The organism is Cytobacillus sp. GQ23, assembly GCF_059758675.1.
In genome coordinates this window covers 21,895-45,782 of record NZ_JCAXER010000032.1, presented here as the reverse complement: position 1 = coordinate 45,782, position 23,888 = coordinate 21,895, and the positions used below count along the sequence as shown (strand labels likewise).

The following is a 23,888-nucleotide window of genomic DNA, read 5'->3' as shown; positions in this document are numbered from 1 at the left end:
TTAGGTTAATATTAAAATAGATATCTATATTTTGTTCTTACAACACAAAGGGAGCTAAAGTATGAAACTGATTATCGCGGAAAAACCCGATCAGGGTATGACGCTGGCTTCTATTTTTAAAATGAAGAAACACCAGGGATATATTGAAATCTTTCCAAATGATATATTCCCCCAGGGGGCTCATGTTACCTGGGCTATAGGCCACCTATGCCAGCTGTCTGCCCCTGAAAAATATAAAAAGGATTGGAAAAAATGGTCTTTGGACACATTGCCAATCATTCCAGAGCAATTTCAATATGAAGTGACAAAGGATAAAGCAAAGCAATTTAATATAATCAAACAGCTTGCTTCTAATCCCGATTTAACAGAAATTATCCATGCAGGGGATGCAGGGAGAGAAGGAGAGCTTATTATCCGGAACATACTAAGGCTTACCGGATCTAGAGTTCCTATGAAAAGGCTATGGATCTCTTCTTTGACTCCAAAAGCCATAAAGGAAGGTTTTCTCGCCCTGCTGGATGAAAGCGACACAAGAAATTTATACTATGAAGCCTATACGAGAGCATGTGCCGACTGGGTCGTTGGGATGAATGCTTCGCGTTTATACAGTCTTCTTCTGCAGCAGAAAGGTTTCTCGGATGTTTTTTCAGTAGGAAGGGTTCAGACACCCACACTTGCTTTAATCGTAAAAAGAGAAAATGAAATTCAGAACTTTGTTTCCGAACCTTTTTGGGAGGTAAACGCACAATTTAAAGTAAACGGGAAAAAATATACCGGTAAGTGGGAAAAAGATGGAGAGGCCAGAATTAAGACTAAAGAGCTTGCCGAAAAGATTGCGGCATTTTGCAGAGATAAAGATGCAAAGGTAGAAGATGTGCAGGCTGAAAAAAAAGAATTCCTTCCGCCTATGCTGTATAATCTTTCGGCATTGCAGGCAGAAGCCAACCGCAGGTTCAAATTCCCTCCTAAAAAAACACTGGATGTTCTGCAAAAGCTTTATCAAAAAGGAATCGTTTCATATCCTCGTTCAGACTCCCGTCATGTAACCGCAGGAGAAGCTGAAATGTTTCCGGAAATCCTCAGAAAAATGGAAGCAAAAGAGGAGTATAAGGAATTTTTCCCTTTGCCTATAAGCTCGATTTTGCAGAATAAACGGTATGTGAATGACAAGAAGGTAACTGATCACTATGCCATCATTCCGACGGAACAGGTGCCGGACCTGGGAAGATTATCTTCGGAAGAAAAAATTCTCTATGATCTGGTCGTGAGGAGCTTAATCGCTGCTCATTATGGAAAAGCTGTATCAGAATATACAACGATTAAGACTCTTGTGGATGGAAGAGCATTGTTTCTATCCAAGGGGAAAGTCCAGCTTGAGGAAGGCTGGCGAAAAGTGATTCCTCAGCAGGAGAAGGAAAAGGATCCGGCACTGCCTTTACTGCAGGCTGGCGATCAGGGAACAGTGTTGAAGGCTGATGTAAAAGAAAGCAAAACCCAGCCGCCTAAAAGGTATACTGAAGGCCAGCTGATTACACTAATGAAATCGGCGGGGAAGCATATTGAGGATAAGGAACTTGAGAAGGTTCTGATGAAGACAGAAGGCCTGGGAACAGAAGCCACAAGAGCGGGAATCATTACAATGCTGAAGGAGCGCAAATACATCGATATAAAGAAAAATCTTGTATATGCAAACTCAAAAGCAAAAATCCTTATAGAAGCAATAGGAACACAAATACTTGCTTCTCCTGAAATGACGGCAAAATGGGAACAGCGGCTAAAGGACATTTCAGATGGTCAGGCATCCCCGAAACAATTCATGGAGCAGACCAATAAAATGGTAGGGCATTTAATCTCTGCCTCTATTGAACATGCAGGAAAGTGGATATTCTCAGAAGAAGATAAAGAGGGATTCACTCCCGGCAAATTCAAGCAAAAAAGGTCAGCGAATCTGGGAAAATGCATGCTATGTGATGGTAAAGTTGTGGATAAGGGAAGCTTTTATGGCTGTTCCAATTATAATAAGACCAAATGCACTTTCACTATCTCCAAAAGCATTATGGGTAAGACAATGACTCAAAAACTGCTCAAACAGCTATTAAAGGACGGAGAAACAGAATTAGTTGAAGGATTTACGAGCAAAGGAAAAGATAAAACATTTTCAGCTAAATTATCCTGGGATCAAAAAGAAAACAGAGTCAAATTTCTTTTCCCGCAAAAAACCTGAATTTACCGGATTTAGCATAATTCCTTGTCTCCATTTTCCAACTGTAGTAAAATCGTCTAAGTCCTATATTTATTTATGGAGATATTAAATGAACATGCGCTCTGCGCTTTTCTAAAATAGATTGTCTAGCTCCGAGCGCCCATCGGCAGGCGCTCTGCGCTTTTCTAAGTGGCAGGAGGTTGCGTAATGCCAACACCAAGTATGGAAGATTACATTGAACAAATATATATGTTAATTGAAGACAAAGGTTATGCAAGGGTTTCTGATATTGCAGAGGCTCTCTCAGTACATCCATCTTCTGTGACAAAAATGGTCCAGAAGCTTGATAAGGATGAGTATCTTGTATATGAAAAATACAGAGGGCTTGTATTAACACCAAAAGGGAAAAAAATCGGCAAGAGGCTTGTATACCGGCATGAACTTTTAGAACAGCTCCTGCGTATTATTGGAGTCAAAGAAGAAAATATTTATGAAGATGTGGAAGGCATTGAACATCATCTGAGCTGGGATGCCATCGACCGGGTGGGCGACTTGGTTCAATTTTTTGAGGAGGATGATAGCCGCATCGGAGTGCTGAGGGAAATCCAGCGTAAAAATGAAGAAGAACAGTAAAAACCTGACTGCTTTGAGTCAGGTTTTTTCATATAGGGCTAATAATTAATAGAGGCTTGGAAAATCATCAAAAGATGATGCTTCGGAAGGATTTAGCTGTATAGAGCCATCTTCGCTTTCATAAATATGGATACCTTCAATAATACCTTGTTCTGCCTCCATCAGTGCTTTGCGATAAGAAATGATTCGTCCTCCGGATGTTTGGAATGAAATGATTTCACCACTATTGTTACGGTAGACTGCTGTCAGCTGCTCGCCGTTCATACAAAACGCTCCTTATTCATTTTCTACCAATATTGTTGACGTTTTTATCATTATATAATCAGAGGTATTTTTGAGAATCTTAGCGAATTAAAAATATTGGGAACTTTTTTTATAAACAATCGTATGCTTAGACGGAGGGATAGAATGAGTACTTTCAATTGGTCTGCAGAAGCAGAGAAGCTGTGGGATAAAAATTCAGAATCATGGAATGCAAAGAGCAGGGCAATGTGGGAGGAAGGAAGCCGAAAGGATATCATCTCCTTCTTCGAAAAACATGTCAAAAAAGAATCTGCTGTTTGTGATCTTGGGTGCGGAGATGGTTACGGCTCCTACAAGCTTGCTTTGGCTGGCTATAAGGTTACCGGGATTGACGTCTCAGAAGAGATGATACATAAAGCTGAAAAATTAAACGCTGAAACGGATGCGGTTTTCAGGAAGGAAGACATTTCAGAGCTTTCGCTCGAGGAAAATGCAATTGATGCGGTTCTTGCGATTAATTCACTGGAATGGACCGAGAGCCCGCTTGATGTTTTACAGGAAATTCGGCGAATTGTTAAGCCGGGCGGAAGGGCTTGTATAGGGATTCTTGGCCCCACGGCCGCACCGCGGGCTAACAGCTACCGCAGGCTTTATAAGGATGAAGTTATTTGCAATACCATGATGCCGTGGGAATTTGAACAGCTTGCACATGAAAATGGATGGTCAAAGATTGATGAACTGGGCGTATATAAAAAAGCATCAGAGCAGCTTTCAAAAGGCTCGCTGACTGATGAGTTAAAGCAATCATTATCTTTTATGTGGATCTTTATGCTTGAAAGCAGAAAAAGGAAAGGATGACAAAAGAATGAGCAGATATTCAATTGAAGAGTTTGTAAACCAGACGAAACAGCAGGATAAAGGTGAAGGGCTTTTTGAACTGGAGACACCAAGGATGCTCGAAATTAATCTAACCAGCCAGGTTTGGGCTAAGGCGGGCGGAATGGTCTCCTACCGCGGCCAGATAAAGTTTGAGCGCGAAGGTATTCTCGAGCATGGCTTAGGAAAGATGTTCAAAAAGGCACTCACCGGAGAGGGAACCGCTTTAATGAAAGCAACAGGCAACGGAAAGCTATACCTTGCAGACCAGGGCAAAAAGATCTCAATTCTGAATCTGGCTGGGGATTCCATTTTTGTAAATGGAAATGATCTCCTTGCTTTCGAGCCTTCCATCAGCTGGGATATTAAATTAATGAAGAGAATGGCAGGCATGCTGGCAGGAGGCTTGTTCAATGTCCATTTAGAAGGGACGGGAATGGTAGCTATTACTTCCCACTATGAGCCGCTGACACTTTTGGTTACTCCTGATAACCCCGTATATACTGATCCGAATGCGACAGTTGCTTGGTCAGGGTCACTGCAGCCGGAATTTGTTACAGATATCTCTTTTAAAACGTTCCTTGGAAGAGGGAGTGGAGAGTCGATACAAATGAAGTTTTCAGGCAGCGGCTTTGTAGTGGTCCAGCCATTTGAAGAAGTGTATTATGCTCAGCAATCATAAGGAATAGCATAAGCGCTTTGCTAAGAAAAGCCGGTTTATTAAAAAACCGGCTTTTTCATGTTTTTAACTGCATATTAAGTTATTCCGCTTGCTGGATTATCAATCCCACTCGTAAGGAGTCTCCTGATACACATAGTAGTTCAGCCAATTAGAAAACATTAAATGGGCATGTGAGCGCCATTTATTATGAGGTTTCCTGTCAGGATTATCATTCGGAAAATAGTGTTTGGGTATAGGAACCTGCAGCCCTCTGCTTTTGTCTCTTGTATATTCTTCTGCGAGTGTGCAGGCTTCATATTCCAGATGGCCAGTTACCATAATTTGTCTGCCGCCGTTCGCGCTCATGATGAAAGGACCAGCCTCCTCAGAAGAGGACAGAAGCTTTACTTCCCGATGTTTCAGCAGCTGCTCCTCATAAACATCTGTATTTCTGGAATGCGGAGCAAAAAAGATATCGTCAAAGCCCCTCAGCAGTTTTTCCCTTCTGTCATGTACTTCATGAAGAAAAACACCGGAACATTTCTCAGGCAGCTCATATTTTCCGATCCCAAAGTGATAGAATAATGCTGCCTGTGCTCCCCAGCATATATGCAGGGTGGAGGTAACATTTGTTTTTGTCCACTCCATGATTGCAGTCAGCTCCTCCCAATAGTCAACCTCATTAAAATTAAGAAGCTCTACAGGAGCGCCGGTTATAATCATCCCGTCAAATTTTCTATTTCGAACCTGCTCAAACGCAGTATAGAATTGTTCGAGATGCATGGGACTGGTATTTTTTGATTGATGAGTGGCAGTTTTTAAAAATGAGATGTTTACCTGTAAAGGCGTATTTCCAAGTAGTCTTAAAAGATGGGCTTCTGTTTTTTCTTTCTCAGGCATCAAATTCAGGATAAGGATATTTAATGGGCGTATATCCTGCTGTTTGGCACGGTCCTCATCCATGATAAATATATTCTCTTCCTCTAAGATCTCCCTGGCAGGAAGCAGCTTAGGAATTTTTATCGGCAAGTGATCATCTCCCTGTACAAAAATTCAATTAAACTCATTATAAAGACGATTCAAAATTGTATCAATGCTTTACTGTGTGAAAATGCAAAAATATCAAAAGTAAATGACAATATTTTGTTTCAGAGATGGTACAATAAAGCTGTAGGAACCTATACATAACGGATTCTGGGGGGATATCAGTGAATGTGAAACCGATCGTGAAATCAGACATAGAAATTGCTCAGGCGTCAGCCATGAAGCCCATTAAGGAAATTGCAGAAAAACTGGGACTCATTGAGGATGATCTGGAGCTATTCGGCAAGTATAAAGCAAAAATATCCGCAGCAGCCTTAAAAAAATTAAGTACGAATGACAGCGGTAAAATAATTCTTGTCACTTCCATTAATCCAACACCTGCAGGGGAAGGAAAGTCCACGGTAACCGTCGGACTGGCAGATGCGTTTAACAGACTTGGCAAGAAGGCTATGGTTGCAATGAGGGAACCTTCCCTGGGGCCAACTATGGGAATTAAAGGCGGTGCAACAGGCGGGGGTTACGCACAGGTTCTCCCGATGGAAGACATCAATCTGCATTTTACAGGTGATCTTCACGCAATTACAACAGCCAATAATGCATTGGCGGCCTTGATTGATAATCACCTTCAGCAGGGGAATTTGTTAAATATCGACCAAAGAAGAATTGTCTGGAAGCGTGCTCTGGATTTGAACGACCGTGCATTAAGGAAAATAGTGATTGGCTTGGGTGGTCCTTTGCAAGGTGTTCCAAGAGAGGATGGCTTTGATATTACTGTGGCTTCAGAAATTATGGCCGTTTTATGTCTTGCATCAGATCTGCAGAACCTGAAGGAAAGACTGGGTAAAATGGTTATAGCCTACAATTATGATAAGCAGCCTGTAACAGTGAGCGATCTAGGGGTGGAAGGTGCTCTTACTCTGCTGCTTAAAGAAGCAGTTAAACCTAATTTGGTACAGACTATTGAGCATACACCGGCATTGGTTCATGGCGGCCCGTTTGCCAATATTGCGCATGGCTGCAACAGTGTGATTGCAACTTCTGCAGCTTCCAAGCTCGCTGATTATGTAGTGACAGAAGCAGGCTTTGGTGCGGATCTTGGCGCTGAAAAGTTCCTGAATATTAAAGCCAGGAACGAAGGCATTGACCCTGAAGCAGTGGTAATCGTAGCTACAATCCGAGCTTTAAAAATGCATGGCGGCTTGTCAAAGGATGAATTAGGCAAAGAAGATACCGAAGCACTCACCAGGGGCTTTGCTAATTTAAAGAAGCACGTTGAAACAGTTGAAAGCTTCGGGCTTCCGTATGTAGTGGCCATTAACCGTTTTATTACCGATAGCGAGAATGAAATTGCGACCCTCACAGACCTTTGCAGTAAGGAAGGCATGCCGGTAGCCCTGACAGAAGTTTGGGAAAAAGGCGGACAGGGCGGAATTGAGCTCGCAGAGAAACTTTTTGACATTTTGGATCAAAACGCAGTGAAGTTTAATCATCTGTATGATTTATCGCTGCCGCTTGAAGATAAAATTCTAACTGTGGCCCAGAAGGTATATGGCGCAGATAATGTTGAATACTCAACCAAAGCCAAAAAACAGCTAAAAGACTTTGAAAGTTTTGGCTGGGGTGTCCTGCCGGTTTGTATGGCTAAAACACAATATTCTTTATCTGATGATCCTTCAAAGCTGGGAAGACCATCAGATTTTACCATTACAATACGTGAGCTGAAGCCATCCATTGGTGCAGGATTTATTGTAGCACTCACAGGTGATGTAATGACAATGCCTGGTTTGCCTAAAGCCCCTTCAGCCATGAATATGGATGTAGACGAAGATGGAAATGCAGTAGGCCTGTTTTAAGGAGGGTTACCATGTTTGACCCAACGGCCTTTGAAAATATGAAGGTTGTAATGGAAGGCGGATTTTATGACCGGGACCTTGGCGGAGAAATTAGAATAGTTGACCGGAATGATATTATGAACTCAGCGAAAATGTGCCGCAGATATGACATTACTTTTACAGATCATGCTGACGGCATGGCGGAGATTTACTGTACCTTTATAATGGAAGCGGGACTTGATAATCTTGCAGCTGAGCTACTGCCTCAACGTAAATCCGAAATGCAGGCAGGATGCCGTATATTAGTGAATTTTATAATTAAACATCTGAAGGATCATAAAAAATTTCAGGAAATCCGGGAAGTTCTGCGAGGAATATGGGGCAGTGGACGGAATATCGAACAGACTGTGAAATACAGACCCGAAAATAGGCAGGAGCTGGCCGAAATCGAAACCATCATTTCTTTTAACCGCCTGGTCCAGGAAGAGCAGATTGATGACCTGAATGAAATGATTACTTATATGACAGCTTCTATGGGTGCTTTGAGAAAAATTTACTTGTAGAACCTGCTCGCCTTGCTATTAAAAGCAAGGCGTTTTTTTTGTGATATTTTTTACGGAAGATTCAAAATTATATTTACAATTAACCTCTCTGATAATACGATTAAGAAGGAATGGAAAAACATTCCGAATACTAAAAAAGGAGGAGAGGCAAATGATTAAGGAAATCTTTGCGCAAAAGGGATTGGAGAAGGGTAGACAATGCGTAACCTAGTCAGGAGGACAAAGGGATGATTCAAGGTACAGACAAATTAATCATTGCAGAGTACCATGAGGGATTTGCTGCAGGAATCGCAAAAATGTGGAACTTGAGCAGAGACAGCTGGGGCGGAGATACCAGTGTAATGACTGAAGAGCAAGTAAAAACGAAGGAAGCGAATAATGGCAATATTACTTTATACTTGGCCCTTGATGGTGAAGAAGTAGTAGGCTATTGCGGGCTGTCAGAATACAAAGAGGATACGGGATCCCTGTATATCCCTCTTTTAAATGTAAGGCCGGATTACCATGGGCGGAAAATTGGAAAAATGCTGGTACTTAAAGCTCTGCAAAAGACAATTGAATTGGGCTGGCCGCGCCTTGATCTCTATACATGGCCGGGAAATGTGAAAGCTGTCCCGCTGTATAAGAAATGCGGCTTCTTCTGGGAAGACAGGGATGACACAACCCATTTAATGAATTTTATTCCCGCAGTTCACCAGACTCCGCTTTTAAAGCCTGTACTGGAGAAGCTTGATTGGTATGACAGCAGCCTGAGAGACATCGATGTGAAGCCAGATGGAATCAAAGAAAATGGATTTACATTTTATGAGTATAAATGGCAAAGCGGGGAAGTGTCTGCAAGAGTCAGATTAGAAAGGACCGGCAGAGGAATAAGTTTAATCGAAACGAATGAATATCTTATAGAACTATGCATGAGCCATCATGAAGTAATTGAAAATGAGGTTCATAACTTTCAGCTCAAACTTGTGAATAAAACCGGAAATCCTGTTTCGTTTAAGGCTCAAGGGAAAAATCATGGAAGAGTCGAATCAATGTTCGAGCACGATTTGACAGTCGAAAGCGACGCTGTTATTAGCGGACAATTCATTGTGCATGAAGGGGAAGAGCCCAGTGTCTGGAAAACTCATCCTTCATTGGATGTGAAGGTTTGGGTAAATGATGAAGGAGGCGAATTACGTCTTGGACTTCTTCCAAAGCAGCCTGCCAAAATAACAGGAGCTTCTAAAGGAAATCTCAGGGGTTTGAATCAGGAAGCAGAATTCGAAATGGAAGTAGAAAACAGCCTGGATGAGGATGCAGTATTTCACCTTTCTTTTCCTGAAAGCGATTTGGTTGAATTGGAGAAGCAGGAGTATGAGATACAGCTCCACAAAAAAGAGCGTAAGCTGCTGAAGGTGCCTTTTATTGTAAAGAAACATGGCTTTTATCAGCCTGAAATATCGGTTTCAGCAATAAGGGAGGATGGGCAAGATCATTCTTTCACATGCAGCACGGTTGGCATCCCCCTTAAAAACTTCGGCCGGAAATTTGGAGGAGAGTCAAAAGAATACTGGCATATCTGCAATGGGATTTGCCAGGTGAATATTCGGAAAATGGATTATAAAATCACAGCCGGCAGGAACGAAAGTGTAAACCAGCCTTTTGCGTTTTTTGTCCCTAAGCTTGGCAAGCCCTTTTCAACTGAATTTTCAAAGGCAAAGCCTCTGGCAGCAGATTGGTTCATAGATGATACGGCTATTACTTTTAAATTGGTTTTCAAGTCTGAAGCTTTTCCAGGGATTCTTGTAAACTTGTATACCTCACTTTATGGTGAAGGCCTTGTGAAAATTTGGTCTGAACTGATAAATGAAGGGAATAAAAAGTTTGAAAACCTGTTTATAAGCCAGCCGTTATATCATGAAATGCAGCATCCATATTTTCCGCTGGAGAATGAAGTGATAGAGTTTTCTAATGTTAAAGAATTGGGGTTTATGGAAATACCAGCTGAAAGCATAACCGGAAATTGGTTTTTCGACAAACATAATGGCGAGCCGATTGGATTCTGCTGGCCAAATAGTGCTCATTCAAGTCCGGATGGGTGGCAATTTTATTATCAGCAGGAGACTGGCTGTTTTGAACCGGGGCAGAAAGTGGTATTGGCCCCTGGCTATTTATCCATTGGAGCCTTCCGGACTTGGGAAGAAATGCAGCAATTCTCAGGAGCGGCCGCTGAACCTGATAAAATAGTAAAGCTTGAAAAAGCGCTCATTATCAATAGGGGAAATCCGGTGGCAAAGGAACAGAAAGCAGAGTTTACTCTTAAAACTCATCGATCGAGTTATCTCAACGGCACGATAGATGTTTATTTAAATGAAAATAAAAAACTATCCGCAAATTTCAGCCAGGAACAGGAACTAAAGGTATTTAAAGCGAATTTTCCTATTGATGGCATGAAACCCTTATCTCTTGTGAAAGCCGAGATTTCACTTGACAGCGGTAAGATGGATGTAAAAGATTTTCTGCTGATGCCCAGGGGGAAAGTCAGTATATCAACTGAAGAGCAAAGCGGCAAGACGGTATATAAAATGGATAACGGCATTATTAGCTTAAAAGCAGCACCTGATTTTTATCCTGGATTATTCTCATTAGCGTATAAAGAAAATGAATGGCTTGATTCTTCTTTTCCTGAACTGGTTGCCAAGGGATGGTGGAACCCGTGGGCCGGAGGCATGAAAACTCTTCCTTCCCAAATGAGTGGGTTTTCGCTATTGAAGGAGAAATCTTCTGCAGAATTTATCAATGTAAAAGATTCGTATGAAAACGATTGGTCTGTATTGGCCATTCATACTAAAATTGCCGAGCATACCATCTGGAAAGGACTCGATTATACACAATATTTCGCGTTATTGCCGGGCGTGCCAATCCTTGCTTATTGGGTAAAGGTAACCGATGCAGGAGGGAAGTATCTGTTAAATGAAAAATGGATAACAGATATATTTATATCAGGTGCCCCCTTAAAGGATCTTACTCTTGAATTAACTGGAAAAAATGCTGAATCAGCCTACCAGGCTGGAGTTGAGGAGCAATCCTTTGTTAATATTGAAGGATCCTGTGTTAGCAGCTCCCGCTCTCCCGAAAAAATGTATTTAATGAAAAGTATAGATGCTGAATTCCTGGGGGCATATATGAATAAAGAAGCTTTCGAAGTTATTTTGGAAAGGAATGCAGTGCCATTAACCAAACCGGGCTTTATTGTCTTTGATGAAAGAAGCTTTAAGGGCAAAATCCTTAATAACCTGCATTATCTGGAATTCCGCTAAAGGAGAGATTATGAAAGTCATAGATGCACATATTCACTTTTCAGATATTAAATCATTCCATCAGACAGCAGATGAAATCTCATTTGTTGATTATTCATATAACGGGCACCAGAAGGAGTTCCAAAATGCCAATGTAGTTCTGAGCATCGCGATGGGACTTACTGAAACAGATAATATGGGGTTTCCGGATTATGAAGCCAGAACACCCATGGGGATTGACCTGGAAGACAAGGTGCCTGCCAATATCGTTTATTGCGCCGGAATCAATCCATATGATCTCGGAGAAGATGCTCTGAAAAGGCTTGAGGATGAACTCCAGAAGCCTGCTGTTGCAGGCATTAAGATTTACCTGGGATATTATCCTTTCTACGCCTATGATGAGGTATATGAACCCGTGTATGCACTCGCTGAAAAATATGGGGCTCCAGTTGTATTTCATACAGGTGATACCTATTCCGAAAGGGGATTGCTTAAGTATTCTCATCCCCTGGCTATTGACGAGGTAGCTGTTAAACACCGGAATATCAATTTTATGATGGCCCATTTTGGAGATCCGTGGACTCTGACCGGGGCTGAGATCATATACAAGAACCGGAATGTCTATGCCGATCTTTCAGGCATTATTGTTGGGACAAAAGAAGAATTGAAGAAGCGCAGTGAAGGCAGATTTTTGGACCATCTGAGGCATGCTTTAGTATTTGCGGATTCTTACGATAAATTGCTTTTTGGAACGGATTGGCCGCTGGCGCCTGTGGGTCCTTATATTAAATTTATAAAAGAACTCATACCTGAAGAGCATCATGCAGATGTTTTCTATAATACCGCTGTAAAGGTTTTTCCTAAAATCAAGCCTTTTCTGCCATAGAGAGAGCGGCTGGAAGAGATATCTTTCACTTCCAGCCCTTTAATAGTCTTATTTACATACATACACGTATAAATATCTTAAAAGGGGGGGCTTAAATGGTCAAAATTGCATGGGTAACAGACAGCACGGCTTTTTTGAATGATGAGTTAAGAAACCATCCTGATCTGTACCAGATTCCAATGACGATCATTATGGATGGAAGAGAATATACAGACGGTGTTGATCTAACACCTGAAGAACTATATGCAACGTTAAAAAACCTGGAAACCCCGGCTAAAACTTCCCAGCCATCCATCGGTGCTTTCAGGGACTTATATGAAAATCTGCAGAAGGATTATGATTGTATCATCGCTGTGCTTGTATCGGCAAAGCTCAGCGGGACGGTTTCTTCAAGTGAACAGGCCGCCCAGATGGTTGATATACCGGTATACAGCCTGGATTCCAAGATATTATCATATCCTTTAACAAGATTGATCCTAAAAGGAATGGAACTGGCAATGGCAGGACTTGATACTAAAGACATTATCAGCGAGCTTAAGATGCTCCGCGATACGGGAGAAACCTATGTCCTCATTGGCAGTCTTGAACAGCTTCATAGGAGCGGCAGGATGTCCGGGGTTCAATTCTTTTTGGGAAGTATGCTTAATGTAAAGCCGATTATTTCAGTTCACGATGGAGAATTAAGCGTAAGAGAGAAGGCCAGGAGCGAGAGAAAGGCAAAAGATAAAATAGTGAAGCTGCTGAGGAGCGCACATGAGAGAAACCCGCTGAAGGAAGTATTCATCTTGTACGGTTTGCATCCGGAAGAAGCGGAGATATGGAAGAAGGAACTTCAGGGAGAATTTGCGGGCATCAAATTTGGATGCTATTCCTTAGGAGCCACCATTGGAGTCCATGCTGGAGAGCATACACTAGGCATCAGCTGGCTGAATGGCCTAAAATAATATAATATAAGCTCAGGTGCAGGAAATCAAAAATACTGGTTTTCTGCACTTTTTTATCTTTTAACATGACGGTTTTCGTTAGATTCCGGCTTAGAATACCGGTATGTTCCCTTTTGTGTTCGTAGATGGCCCGGTTCCGACACAGACCACTGGGTTTGCTCCATTTGAGTCAGAAGATGGCCCGAGTTCTGACACAGAACACTGGTAAGGGCCTATTTGTGTCCGTAGTTGGCCAAAGTTCTGACAAAGAATACTGGAATAGCTCCATTTGAGTCAGAAGATGGCATAGGTTCCGACACAGAACACCGGATAGGACCTATTTGTGTCAAATGATGGCTCGGGTTCTGACACAGACCAACCGATTTGCTCCTTATGTGTCCGAAGCTGGCCCAGGTTTCGACAGACACCTACCGAAAGGCGCCCTTTAGGGTCAGAAGATGGCCCAGCCTACAATAAAAGCCAGCAATTTGAGCGGAAATCAACGAACAGCGTTGATAGGGAATTCCTTGCCATCGTTTCTTTTTATGACTAATGTTAAAATGGAATGTGGATTTGAAAGCAGGTGGAATAATGAATCGGGGAATTATACATAAAACAGAGGAATTTGTCCGGAATACTCTCGGTGATGATACAACCGGGCATGACTGGCATCATATTGAAAGGGTGCGCAGAAATGCCCTTTACATAGCGAAAAAGGAACAAAAAGGAGATTCTTTTTTAATCGAAATGGCAGCCTTGCTCCATGATATACCGGATGCCAAGCTGAACACCTCCGGAGAAGCAGGGGAAAGGAAGCTATCTGACTTTCTTGAGCAACTCGAGATCTCCGAGGAAGCATCCAGCAGCATTAAGGCAATTATTGATTCAGTATCTTTTAAGGGCGGCCATAACATAAGGGTCTTAAGTGCAGAAGCCCAGATAGTCCAGGATGCGGACAGATTGGATGCGATAGGTGCAGTGGGAATTGCAAGAGCATTTGCCTACGGAGGCAAAAAAGGGCAGCTGATTTATGATCCTTCCCTTGTTATCAGAAAGGAAATGTCTGAAGAGGAATACCGGAATGGAAGGTCATCCTCCATCAATCATTTTTACGAAAAGCTTTTAAAGCTGAGAGATCTGCTGAATACTGACGCTGCTATGGAAATGGCCGAAGAGCGGCATGAATTTATCGAACAGTTTCTGCATCAATTTTTTAAAGAATGGAATGGTCAAGCATGAAGATGATTTCTGTGGAAAATGTGACAAAAACCTACGGGGAGAAAGAACTTTTTAACAATATATCCTTTACAATCGCTGAAAAGGAAAGGGCGGGTCTGATCGGTGTAAACGGAACGGGAAAATCCTCCCTGCTGAAAGTAATCGCGGGGGTTGACCTGCCGGACTCCGGCGAAATAGTCAAACCGAAAGACTACACTATTTCCTATTCAGCACAGCAGCCTGAGCTGAATTATGATTTAACCGTTCTTGAGCAGGTTTTTGCAGGAGATGCGCCAATTCTTGTGCTGCAGCGGGAATATGAACAAGCACTGCTGGAGCTTAACCGGCACCCTGAAGACCCAGCCATCCAAGACCGTCTTTTTGAACTGCAAAAAAGAATGGATACACTTAACGCCTGGGAAGTAAATACCGACGCCAAAACGATTCTCACAAAACTGGGAATTGAGGACTTCAGCAGAAAAATCGGAGAGCTTTCGGGAGGACAGAAAAAGCGGGTTGCGCTGGCACAGACTTTGATCCAGTCACCAGACTTGCTGATTCTTGACGAGCCGACGAATCATCTTGATTTTGAATCAGTTAAATGGCTGGAAGAATATCTTGGCAGATATAGGGGCGCACTGCTTCTGGTGACACATGACCGTTATTTTCTGGATAAGGTGACAAATAAAATGTTTGAGCTTGAGGGCGGAAATCTCTATAGCTATAAAGGGAATTATGCTGCATTCCTTGAAGCAAAGGCGATTAGAGAGGAAAATGAAACAGCCACTATCGAAAAGCAGAAAAATCTCTTCAGAAGGGAACTTGAGTGGATCAGGAGAGGTGCAAAAGCCCGCACCACTAAACAAAAAGCAAGAATCCAGCGGTTTGAAACTCTTGACAGCCAGCTCTCTTCTGTTAAATCCTCAGAAAAATTGGATATGTCCTTAAGCGGCAGCCGTCTTGGTAAACAAGTATTTGAACTTGAAGCTGCTACAAAAAAGTATGGCTCACAAACTATTCTGGATCATTTTGATCTTCTCGTGAAACCGGGGGACAGAATAGGGATTATTGGAAGAAATGGAACAGGAAAATCCACTCTTCTTAACATACTGGCAGGCAGAATTCCGCTGGACTCAGGTGAGCGTATTATAGGGCAGACAGTAAAAATTGCTTACTATACCCAGGAAAGCGAAGATATGGATGAGAGTAATCGCATGATCGAATACCTCAAAGAAACAGCTGAAGTAGTTGAAACTTCAGATGGAAAAACTATTTCAGCGGCTCAAATGCTGGAGCGTTTCCTTTTTCCGCCGTATACTCATGGCACGCCTATCCGCAAGCTTTCCGGCGGGGAAAAACGGAGACTTTATTTACTCAAGATTTTAATGTCTGAGCCTAATGTTCTTCTTCTTGACGAGCCGACCAATAACCTTGATACTCAAACACTGACAGTTCTCGAGGATTACCTTGATGATTTTCCAGGCGTAGTCATTACTGTTTCCCATGACCGCTACTTCCTGGATAAAGTGGCTGAGCAGCTGCTTGTGTTAAAAGGAGAGGGCGAGATCGAATTCTACTACGGAAACTACAGTGAATTTCTAGAAAGCGAAAGTGCCAAACCGGTTCAGGAAATTGACTATGCCCCTAAAAAAACGAGGGAAGCAAAACCGAAGAAAAAGAGAATGAGCTACAAAGAGAAAAAGGAATGGGAAGAAATAGAGGGAAAAATTGAGGCTGCTGAAGCCCGTCTCGAAGAGATTGCCTCAGAGATGGCCAATATTGGCAGTGACTTTGAAAAAGGCCAGGCATTAGTAGACGAAGAAACGAAACTGAATGAAGAACTGGAGTATCTGATAGAGAGATGGAGCTATCTATCAGAAGCAGCTGAAAATGAATAGTGACATGCCCGGGGGGAATCTCCGGGTTAATTTTATATGCAGGCTATTTTCGTAAAGTTTGCTGCTTTTTTATAACTTAGTTTAATTTGCTGAGCTGATCTTCGCTATGGGAACTTAAGTGTGAGACGCCGCAGACGCAAAGCGTCGAGGATAAGCGCACGCATCCTGCAGCGGTGAATTGGCGAAAAGCAACAATCTTTGAAGTAAGAACCTATATTAAAACAGCTAAAATGCCTCGAAATTCTCCTTATGGTAAAATAAAACCAGTTACCAACGTGAATATATAAAAAAGGGTGATACATTTGAGAATAAAAGCAATCGAACCAACACCAAGTCCAAATACAATGAAGGTTATTCTTGATGAAGAGCTTCCGATGGGGAAAGCCAATAACTATAAAAAGGATAAAAAAGAAGGAGCTCCGAAGATTATTCTGGATATCCTGGGAATTGAAGGAGTCAAAGGGGTTTACCATGTTGCCGATTTCCTGGCTGTTGAAAGAAATGCGAAATACGACTGGAAAGAGCTTCTGCCTCAAGTAAGATCTGCTTTTGGCGAGGATGTGGAAGATAAAGGCACAGAAGACAATAGAATCGATGAACATTTTGGGGAAGTCCAAGTGTTAGTCCAAATGTATAAAGGAATTCCCATGCAGGTAAAATTGACTGACGGCACGGAAGAAAAGCGCTTCGGACTCCCTGAAAACTTTATCAAAGCTGTTTCAGAGGCGCAGGATCCTGCTGATAATGTTGTCATGGTCCGCAAGTGGAAGGAATTCGGAGTCCGCTATGGAGACTTCGATCAGGTTGGCCATGATATTGTAGAGGAATTAATGGCTGCCTATCCGGGGGAAAGACTCCAGACCCTTGTGAAAATGGCTAAAAATCCGGATAAAACTGAGGATAAGCATGTGCGTTCCCGTCTTAAACTCACAGTCGAAGATTTGAACTCCCCGGATTGGCGGGAGCGCTATCAAAAACTCGAGCAGATGGATGACCCTGACCTTGAGGACCTGCCTGTTCTGGAAAAAGCGCTTAAAGATGAGAAGGCGTCAATCAGAAGACTTGCAACGGTTTATCTTGGCATGATTGAGGATAAGAGTGTTCTTCCCCTCCTCTACAAAGCGTTGAAGGATAAAACGGTCACTGTAAGACGCACAGCAGGGGACTGTTTATCAGACCTGGGTTTTGCAGAAGCCATGGACGCCATGAAGGAAGCATTGCAGGATGACAGCAAGCTTGTACGCTGGCGTGCAGCGATGTTCCTTTACGAAGTGGGAGATGAAAGTGCGCTCCCTGCTCTAAAGGCGGCAGAAGACGACCCGGAATTCGAAGTCAGTCTGCAGATCAAGCTGGCTATTGAGAGAATTGAGCATGGAGAAGAAGCAAAGGGTTCAGTTTGGAAACAAATGACTGAATCACGGAATAAAGATGAGAAATAATTTATGTAAAAACCGCTCAGGAGATATTAGATCTGAGCGGTTTTTTGATTGGATTTAATGCCTATAATACTCACACGCATTACAGTTTTATTTATTTAAAGCGAAAAAATTTATTAAATTTGCAATAATTATTGAAATTATCCGAAAAAGGGTCTATATTGGAAAGAAAATATTTAGGGGGCAGAAGGTTAGTTAATTTTTTCCATAGAATAAGAGATTATGAATCTAGGGTAAAACGGGAGGTACATACTATGACTGGCTCACAGATGAGAAGTGATATGATCAAAAAAGGGACAGACCGGGCGCCGCATCGAAGCCTGCTTCGTGCTGCAGGTGTTAAGGAAGAAGATTTCGGAAAACCATTTATTGCTGTGTGCAATTCCTATATTGATATCGTTCCTGGGCATGTGCATTTGCAGGAATTCGGTAAAATTGTAAAAGAAGCAATCCGTGAAGCAGGCGGAGTTCCATTTGAATTTAATACCATTGGTGTGGATGATGGCATTGCAATGGGCCATATCGGCATGCGCTATTCTCTGCCAAGCCGTGAGATCATTGCAGACTCACTTGAAACAGTTGTTTCTGCCCATTGGTTTGATGGAATGGTCTGTATCCCGAACTGCGATAAAATCACACCTGGAATGATGATGGGAGCATTGAGGGTCAATATTCCAACCCTTTTTGTCAGCGGAGGTCCAATGAAAGCAGGCGTTGATTCAAGCGGTAAGCCATTATCCTTAAGTTCGGTGTTTGAGGGGGTAGGTGCCTTCGAATCGGGCCAAATAAATGAACAAAAGCTCTTGGAAATTGAGCAGGTAGCATGTCCGACCTGCGGTTCCTGTTCCGGGATGTTCACTGCAAATTCCATGAACTGCCTGGCAGAAGGGCTGGGACTTGCACTTCCTGGCAATGGCACGATTCTGGCCGTATCAGAAGAAAGAAAGGAATTCGTTAAACGTTCAGCCAAGCAGCTGATGGAATTAATTGAAAAAGACATCAAACCGCGTGATATTGTAACCATTGACGCCATTGACAATGCATTTGCCCTGGATATGGCAATGGGCGGGTCAACTAATACAGTTCTTCACACATTGGCGCTTGCTCACGAAGCAGAAATTGACTATCCGATTGAACGTATCAATGAGATCGCCAATCGGGTACCGCATTTAGCCAAAATCGCTCCAGCGTCAGATTATCATATTGAAGATGTTCATAATGCTGGCGGAGTCAGTGCAATCATCAATGAATTGCTTAAAAAGCCGGACGCGCTGAATGGAGAGTGTCTGACAGTTACCGGAAAGCCGCTAAGAGAAAATGTAGCTGGCAGTGAGATTCTGGATAAAAAGGTAATCCGAACTTTGGAGAATCCGCATTCTGAGCGCGGCGGCCTTGCAGTTTTGTTTGGAAATCTTGCTCCTGAAGGGTCAATTATAAAAGTGGGGGCAGTAGATGAGTCAGTAGGCGGATACCATCGAGGACCAGCTATCTGCTTTGATTCGCAGGAAGATGCACTGTCCGGAATCATTACTGGGAAAGTGAAGGAAGGGCATGTTGTTGTTATTCGTTATGAGGGTCCTAAAGGAGGCCCTGGAATGCCGGAGATGCTTGCACCGACTTCACAGATTGTCGGCCGTGGCCTGGGTGCAAAAGTTGGGCTTATTACAGATGGACGTTTCTCGGGTGCTTCCCGCGGCATAAGCATTGGGCACATCTCACCGGAGGCTGCTGAAGGCGGACCCATTGCATTTGTGGAAAATGGAGACATCATTGAATTGGATTTAAATAATCGTACCATCAATCTGGAAATTTCAGATGAAGAATTCGAAAAGCGCAAAGCTAATTGGAAAGGCTTCGAGCCAAAGGTCAAAAAAGGGTATCTTGCCCGTTATTCAAAGCTAGTCACAAATGCCAGCACAGGCGGCGTTATGAAAATTTAATTATATTAAGAAAGCCGGTCCTTTTTGGGCCGGCTTTCTTGTTGAAAATGTTGTATTAGCAGTATCAAATAATATCCGGCATAGAAAAATTGCATAAAGATCGTGTGATATAGTATGCTTACTTTACAAAGTGCATGTTAAGGAGGAGTCTATTATTATGTCAATGGCATATGAAGAATATATGAAACAAATGGTTAAACCGATGCGTGAGGAGCTTGTCCAGGCAGGCTTTAAAGAGCTAACGGAATCAGAAGATGTAGAGCAATTCATGGAAAATCTTGAAGGAACAGCTCTTGTTGTCGTGAATTCCGTTTGCGGCTGTGCAGCTGGTCTTGCCCGCCCCGCAGCAACACAGGCAGTTTTAAGAAGTGAAAAGAAGCCTGAGCATCTAGTGACGGTTTTTGCAGGACAGGACAAAGAAGCAACAGCCAAAATGCGCGAGTACTTTGAAGGATATGAGCCATCATCGCCTTCTATGGCTCTTTTAAAAGGGAAGGAAGTTGTACACTTCATCCACCGTTATGATATTGAAGATCATTCCATGGAAGCAATCATGGAGAATCTTCTTGCGGCTTTTGAGGCGAACTGCTGAGAATAAAACAAAGGGGGTGTCTTATGGCACCCTTTTTTTATAGAGAGTTTAGGAAAATCAGGTGAACATATATGATAATTACTACTTCCGGACGCACCAATGAAGCTATGAAGGAAAAAGCAAGAAACATTGCAGAACTCTTGGGATCTGAATACATCGACAGGAATAAAAGGTCAGTAAAAGACATTCAGAAACAGGTGCCTGAAGATTGCATGGTAGTTGGAAAAGAGCGCCTGGAACTTTATCCGATCGGCGAAACCCAGCCTTTCTTCTTTCATCCCAGTTCAGCAATGTTCAGAGTTAAGCGCCTCCTAAAAGGAGGGAGTGATCCTTTCCTTGAAGCTGCCTGCATTAAAGAAGGCAGCAGTATTCTTGATTGTACCCTGGGGCTCGCCTCTGACAGCATTACAGCCAGTTATGCTGCGGGGAGTAAAGGTAAAGTTACAGGACTTGAAGGAAATAAACACCTTTCTTTCCTTGTGGAGAACGGGCTCAGGCAGTGGAACTCCGGACTTGAGATTATGAATCAGGCTATGGGAAGAATAAATGTTGAAGCAACAATGGCCCTGCCTTATTTAAAAAAACTGCCGCCGGAGAGTTATGATGTTGTCTATTTTGATCCAATGTTTGAAGAAGAAATTCTTGAGTCAGAGGGAATTAAAGCTTTAAGGAACTTTGCAGTTTACGAGGATCTGACAGAGGAAGTTATTTTTCATGCAAAAAGAGCAGCGAGGCAAAGGGTGGTCCTGAAAGATCACTTTAGAAGTTCGAGGTTTGCTCAATATGGCTTCAAAGTAATTGAAAGAAAGTCATCGAAATTTCATTTTGGCATAATTGAAAAATAAGAAAAGGTGCCAGTTAATACCAGGCACCTTCTTATTTAATCTGCAATAGCCAGATAAACAAAATAAGCCATCAGCAAAAGACTGGCAATGACAAAAAATACCGACCAATCCATGATAAATTCCCCCTTATTCATTCTTCCGGACTTGAAGAACATGGTTTGTTTTATTATTCCCCGCTTTGCTGCAAATTAATCCGCAATTAATGTATTACTACATTTCTATTGTTCTTCTTGCCAAATCATGAAATCAATTTAAATTTAGTTCAAAAAGAAGTATAATAGAAAAATAGAGTCGAGATACATAGCGAGGAAGGATACAATGGAATTTCCTATTTCAAAAAGAATGGCTTCTTTCACAGAGAGCGTGTTTACCGAATTGGCCCAGCTTAAAAATTCAAAACTTTCAGACGGTCTTTCGGTAATTGATTTGAGTATTGGCAGTCCTGATTTGCCCCCTCCTGCTTTTGTTATGGAGGAATTGTCAAGAGGAACCCGTGAACCACAGCTATACGGGTACTCTTTAGCAGGTACAAATGAATTTAATACCGCAGTCAGCGGCTATTATAAACGAAATTTTGAAGTGGATCTCGATCCTGTTTCAGAGGCGCAGCTTTTAATGGGATCTCAGGATGGGCTGGTTCATTTGCCGATGGTTCTATGTGATCCGGGTGATTATATCCTTGTTCCTGATCCCGGATACACTGCATATTCAGCAGGTGCAGCAATGGCAGGTGCGCAAATGTACGGAATGCCTTTAAAAAAGGAGAACAGCTTCCTCCCGGATTTTAATGAGATCCCTGAAGAAATCCTTGCAAACACGAAATTAATGATTTTGAATTTCCCTGGCAACCCTGTTCCGGCAATGGCGACAGAGGAACTTTTTCTTCAAGCGGTCCGGCTTGCAAAGAAATACCGTTTTGCTGTATTGCATGATTTTGCATATTCAGAACTTTATTATGAAAAGAAGCCTTTAAGTTTTTTGGCTGTTGAAGGTGCTGCTGATGTAGGGATTGAAATGAATTCACTTTCAAAAAGCTTTAATATGGCTGGCTGCAGGGTGGCATATGCCGCAGGTAATCAGCAGCTTATTGCGCTGCTGGCCAACTTCAAATCCAATTTGGATTATGGGGTATTTCTGCCGGTACAGGCAGCTGCGGTGAAAGCATTGAATGATCAGTCCGGTTTTTTGCAGGAATTGAGAGAGACATATAGAAAAAGAAGAGATGTATTAATAAAAGATCTTGAAACTATCGGCTGGGATATCAGCAGACCTGAGGGGTCAATGTTCTTGTGGGCCGAGGTCCCTTCCGGGTACAGCTGCTCCAAGGATTTTGCTATTGACTTAATGAACCGGGCCGGTGTAGTCGTAACTCCTGGAAGTGCATTTGGACCAGGGGGTGAGGGATACGTTCGAATTGCTCTTGTACAGCCCGAAGACGTTTTAAGGCAAGCTGCCCTTAATATTGAAGGCAGCGGCATATTTAAAAAAATCCTTGCTTAGGAGAAAGGAAGGTGAAAAAGATGCCGAATTGGCTGAGAAAATCCTTTGTTGTACTTGTTACCATTTTAACGTTTGGCTTCGTCACTCCTTCTCAGGCATTTCTTTATGAAAATACGAATCAGTTAAAAGCCTCCAGAGCTTCAGATGTGGAAAACTCAGAAAAGGGCACAGAACTTGCTGAAGAGGAAGATAGCAGTTTTGATAAAAATGACTTTATCAGGCAAATGCTTGCCGAAGCTGAGACACAATCGTATGAGAAATTTGGAGCAAAGATAGGCCCTGTTATTGAAGATGAGTTTAACCAGGTCATCCTTCCTGAAATTGAGAAAGCCATCCAGGAGGTGGCAGTGCAATTCCCGGAAGAGAGCCTTGCAGAACTAAAGGTTACTGAGACTCCGGGAGGCGGGTTATCGGAAAAAATCTTCCACATAACTAACAGCAGGACAAACGAAGATGTCATTCGCTTCCATGTGAGAAGGGACCATCCTCCTCAGCAGGGATACTGGTTTAATTTTCATTATCACACACACCATGACAGTTTTCAGGCTCATCATGAGTTAGGGTCGATTTATTGGAATAAAAACACCCCGCCAAAATGGATGAGTTAAAAGATTGAAATAAACTTGCGAATATGAAAAAATATTTTTGTGGTTTACGAATCTTTTTATGATTTATACCGTAAATACATGTATTCTACATAATGGAGGTTAGAGTTGAAATGGCAGTAAGCTTATCAAAAGGACAAAAAGTTGACTTAACAAAAACAAATCCTGGAATGAGTAAGGTAGTGGTGGGGCTTGGATGGGATACAAACAAATATGATGGCGGAAATGACTTTGATTTGGATTCTTCCGTATTCTTGCTTGGAGATACTGGAAAAGTAACTTCTGAAAGCGACTTTGTTTTCTACAACAATACAACAGGTGCCAATGGGGCTGTTGTACATACTGGAGATAACCGTACAGGTGAAGGGGATGGCGATGATGAGCAGGTGAAAATTGATCTGTCGAGTGTGCCTGCTAATATTCAGCGCATTACATTTACAATCACCATCCATGACGGGGAAGCCCGCAACCAGAACTTTGGACAGGTTTCAAATGCTTATGCAAGAATTCTGAATGAAGACACTGGCGAAGAATTGATCCGTTATGACCTTGGGGAGGACTTCTCGATTGAAACTGCACTTGTAGTTGGAGAATTATACAGACATAACGGAGAATGGAAATTCAGTGCAATTGGAAGCGGATATCAGGGCGGATTGGCTGCACTGGCAAAAGATTTTGGTTTACAGGTTGGATAAATAAGAGGTATATTTGC

20 protein-coding genes are annotated in these 23,888 nt (G+C 42.4%); 18 read left to right on the top strand and 2 right to left on the bottom strand.

The window, feature by feature from the left end; translation table 11 throughout:
- Positions 1-61: 61 nt before the first annotated feature.
- Complete coding sequence (locus AC6CHU_RS21990) at positions 62-2,224, top strand: DNA topoisomerase III (protein WP_159864113.1); 2,163 nt, start codon at positions 62-64, stop codon at positions 2,222-2,224.
- 186 nt (positions 2,225-2,410) lie between these two features.
- Positions 2,411-2,836 (top strand): transcriptional regulator MntR, encoded by a 426-nt coding sequence (gene mntR / locus AC6CHU_RS21985; protein ID WP_159864110.1) that lies wholly within the window; start codon positions 2,411-2,413, stop codon positions 2,834-2,836.
- Between the two features lie 45 nt (positions 2,837-2,881).
- Here mntR and AC6CHU_RS21980 read toward each other — a convergent pair whose 3' ends face one another.
- A complete protein-coding gene (locus AC6CHU_RS21980; RefSeq protein ID WP_159864107.1) occupies positions 2,882-3,100 on the bottom strand; it encodes a DUF3892 domain-containing protein in 219 nt (72 codons plus the stop codon).
- Positions 3,101-3,244: 144 nt separating this feature from the next.
- On the opposite strand from AC6CHU_RS21980, the gene AC6CHU_RS21975 reads away from it, so the two are divergent.
- Both AC6CHU_RS21975 and AC6CHU_RS21970 read left to right on the top strand, forming a co-directional pair.
- Positions 3,245-3,937 (top strand): class I SAM-dependent methyltransferase, encoded by a 693-nt coding sequence (locus tag AC6CHU_RS21975; protein ID WP_159864104.1) that lies wholly within the window; start codon positions 3,245-3,247, stop codon positions 3,935-3,937.
- A 7-nt stretch (positions 3,938-3,944) separates the two neighbouring features.
- Positions 3,945-4,637 carry an AIM24 family protein gene (locus AC6CHU_RS21970; RefSeq protein WP_159864101.1) on the top strand — a complete coding sequence of 231 codons (693 nt, stop codon included), beginning with the start codon at positions 3,945-3,947 and terminating at the stop codon, positions 4,635-4,637.
- A 99-nt stretch (positions 4,638-4,736) separates the two neighbouring features.
- On the opposite strand, the gene metA is transcribed toward AC6CHU_RS21970, so the two are convergent.
- Positions 4,737-5,645: a homoserine O-acetyltransferase MetA gene (gene metA, locus AC6CHU_RS21965; protein ID WP_498122796.1), complete on the bottom strand. Its 909-nt coding sequence runs from the start codon at positions 5,643-5,645 to the stop codon at positions 4,737-4,739.
- Positions 5,646-5,824: 179 nt separating this feature from the next.
- On the opposite strand from metA, the gene AC6CHU_RS21960 reads away from it, so the two are divergent.
- The 14 genes from AC6CHU_RS21960 to AC6CHU_RS21895 all read left to right on the top strand — a co-directional run bounded on the left by AC6CHU_RS21960 (position 5,825) and on the right by AC6CHU_RS21895 (position 23,871).
- Positions 5,825-7,513 (top strand): formate--tetrahydrofolate ligase, encoded by a 1,689-nt coding sequence (locus AC6CHU_RS21960; protein WP_159864095.1) that lies wholly within the window; start codon positions 5,825-5,827, stop codon positions 7,511-7,513.
- An 11-nt stretch (positions 7,514-7,524) separates the two neighbouring features.
- The gene (locus tag AC6CHU_RS21955) at positions 7,525-8,055 is read left to right on the top strand and encodes a hypothetical protein (RefSeq protein WP_159864092.1); all 531 of its coding nucleotides are present in this window, start codon (positions 7,525-7,527) and stop codon (positions 8,053-8,055) included.
- Between the two features lie 227 nt (positions 8,056-8,282).
- Positions 8,283-11,354, top strand: coding sequence for a GNAT family N-acetyltransferase (locus AC6CHU_RS21950; RefSeq protein WP_498122795.1), 3,072 nt, complete (start codon positions 8,283-8,285; stop codon positions 11,352-11,354).
- A gap of 10 nt (positions 11,355-11,364) precedes the next feature.
- Positions 11,365-12,219 carry an amidohydrolase family protein gene (locus AC6CHU_RS21945; RefSeq protein WP_159864087.1) on the top strand — a complete coding sequence of 285 codons (855 nt, stop codon included), beginning with the start codon at positions 11,365-11,367 and terminating at the stop codon, positions 12,217-12,219.
- Between the two features lie 95 nt (positions 12,220-12,314).
- On the top strand, positions 12,315-13,163 hold the full coding sequence (locus AC6CHU_RS21940) for a DegV family protein (RefSeq protein WP_159864084.1): 849 nt from the start codon (positions 12,315-12,317) through the stop codon (positions 13,161-13,163).
- A 570-nt stretch (positions 13,164-13,733) separates the two neighbouring features.
- Positions 13,734-14,381, top strand: a complete 648-nt coding sequence (locus AC6CHU_RS21935; RefSeq protein WP_251283604.1) for an HD domain-containing protein — start codon at positions 13,734-13,736, stop codon at positions 14,379-14,381.
- A complete protein-coding gene (locus AC6CHU_RS21930) occupies positions 14,378-16,258 on the top strand; it encodes an ABC-F family ATP-binding cassette domain-containing protein (RefSeq protein WP_498122794.1) in 1,881 nt (626 codons plus the stop codon). The genes AC6CHU_RS21935 and AC6CHU_RS21930 overlap by 4 nt, the downstream gene beginning before the upstream one ends.
- Before the next feature lie 302 nt (positions 16,259-16,560).
- Positions 16,561-17,697 (top strand): conserved virulence factor C family protein, encoded by a 1,137-nt coding sequence (locus AC6CHU_RS21925; RefSeq protein WP_251283602.1) that lies wholly within the window; start codon positions 16,561-16,563, stop codon positions 17,695-17,697.
- A gap of 266 nt (positions 17,698-17,963) precedes the next feature.
- Positions 17,964-19,634, top strand: a complete 1,671-nt coding sequence (ilvD, locus tag AC6CHU_RS21920; RefSeq protein ID WP_159864429.1) for a dihydroxy-acid dehydratase — start codon at positions 17,964-17,966, stop codon at positions 19,632-19,634.
- Positions 19,635-19,791: 157 nt separating this feature from the next.
- Positions 19,792-20,226, top strand: coding sequence for a BrxA/BrxB family bacilliredoxin (locus tag AC6CHU_RS21915; protein ID WP_159864076.1), 435 nt, complete (start codon positions 19,792-19,794; stop codon positions 20,224-20,226).
- A gap of 71 nt (positions 20,227-20,297) precedes the next feature.
- Positions 20,298-21,071: a class I SAM-dependent methyltransferase gene (locus tag AC6CHU_RS21910; RefSeq protein ID WP_159864074.1), complete on the top strand. Its 774-nt coding sequence runs from the start codon at positions 20,298-20,300 to the stop codon at positions 21,069-21,071.
- Between the two features lie 318 nt (positions 21,072-21,389).
- A complete protein-coding gene (locus AC6CHU_RS21905; RefSeq protein WP_498122793.1) occupies positions 21,390-22,571 on the top strand; it encodes an LL-diaminopimelate aminotransferase in 1,182 nt (393 codons plus the stop codon).
- 20 nt (positions 22,572-22,591) lie between these two features.
- The gene (locus tag AC6CHU_RS21900) at positions 22,592-23,179 is read left to right on the top strand and encodes a YpjP family protein (protein WP_498122797.1); all 588 of its coding nucleotides are present in this window, start codon (positions 22,592-22,594) and stop codon (positions 23,177-23,179) included.
- A gap of 110 nt (positions 23,180-23,289) precedes the next feature.
- A complete protein-coding gene (locus tag AC6CHU_RS21895) occupies positions 23,290-23,871 on the top strand; it encodes a TerD family protein (protein WP_251283600.1) in 582 nt (193 codons plus the stop codon).
- Positions 23,872-23,888: the final 17 nt, after the last annotated feature.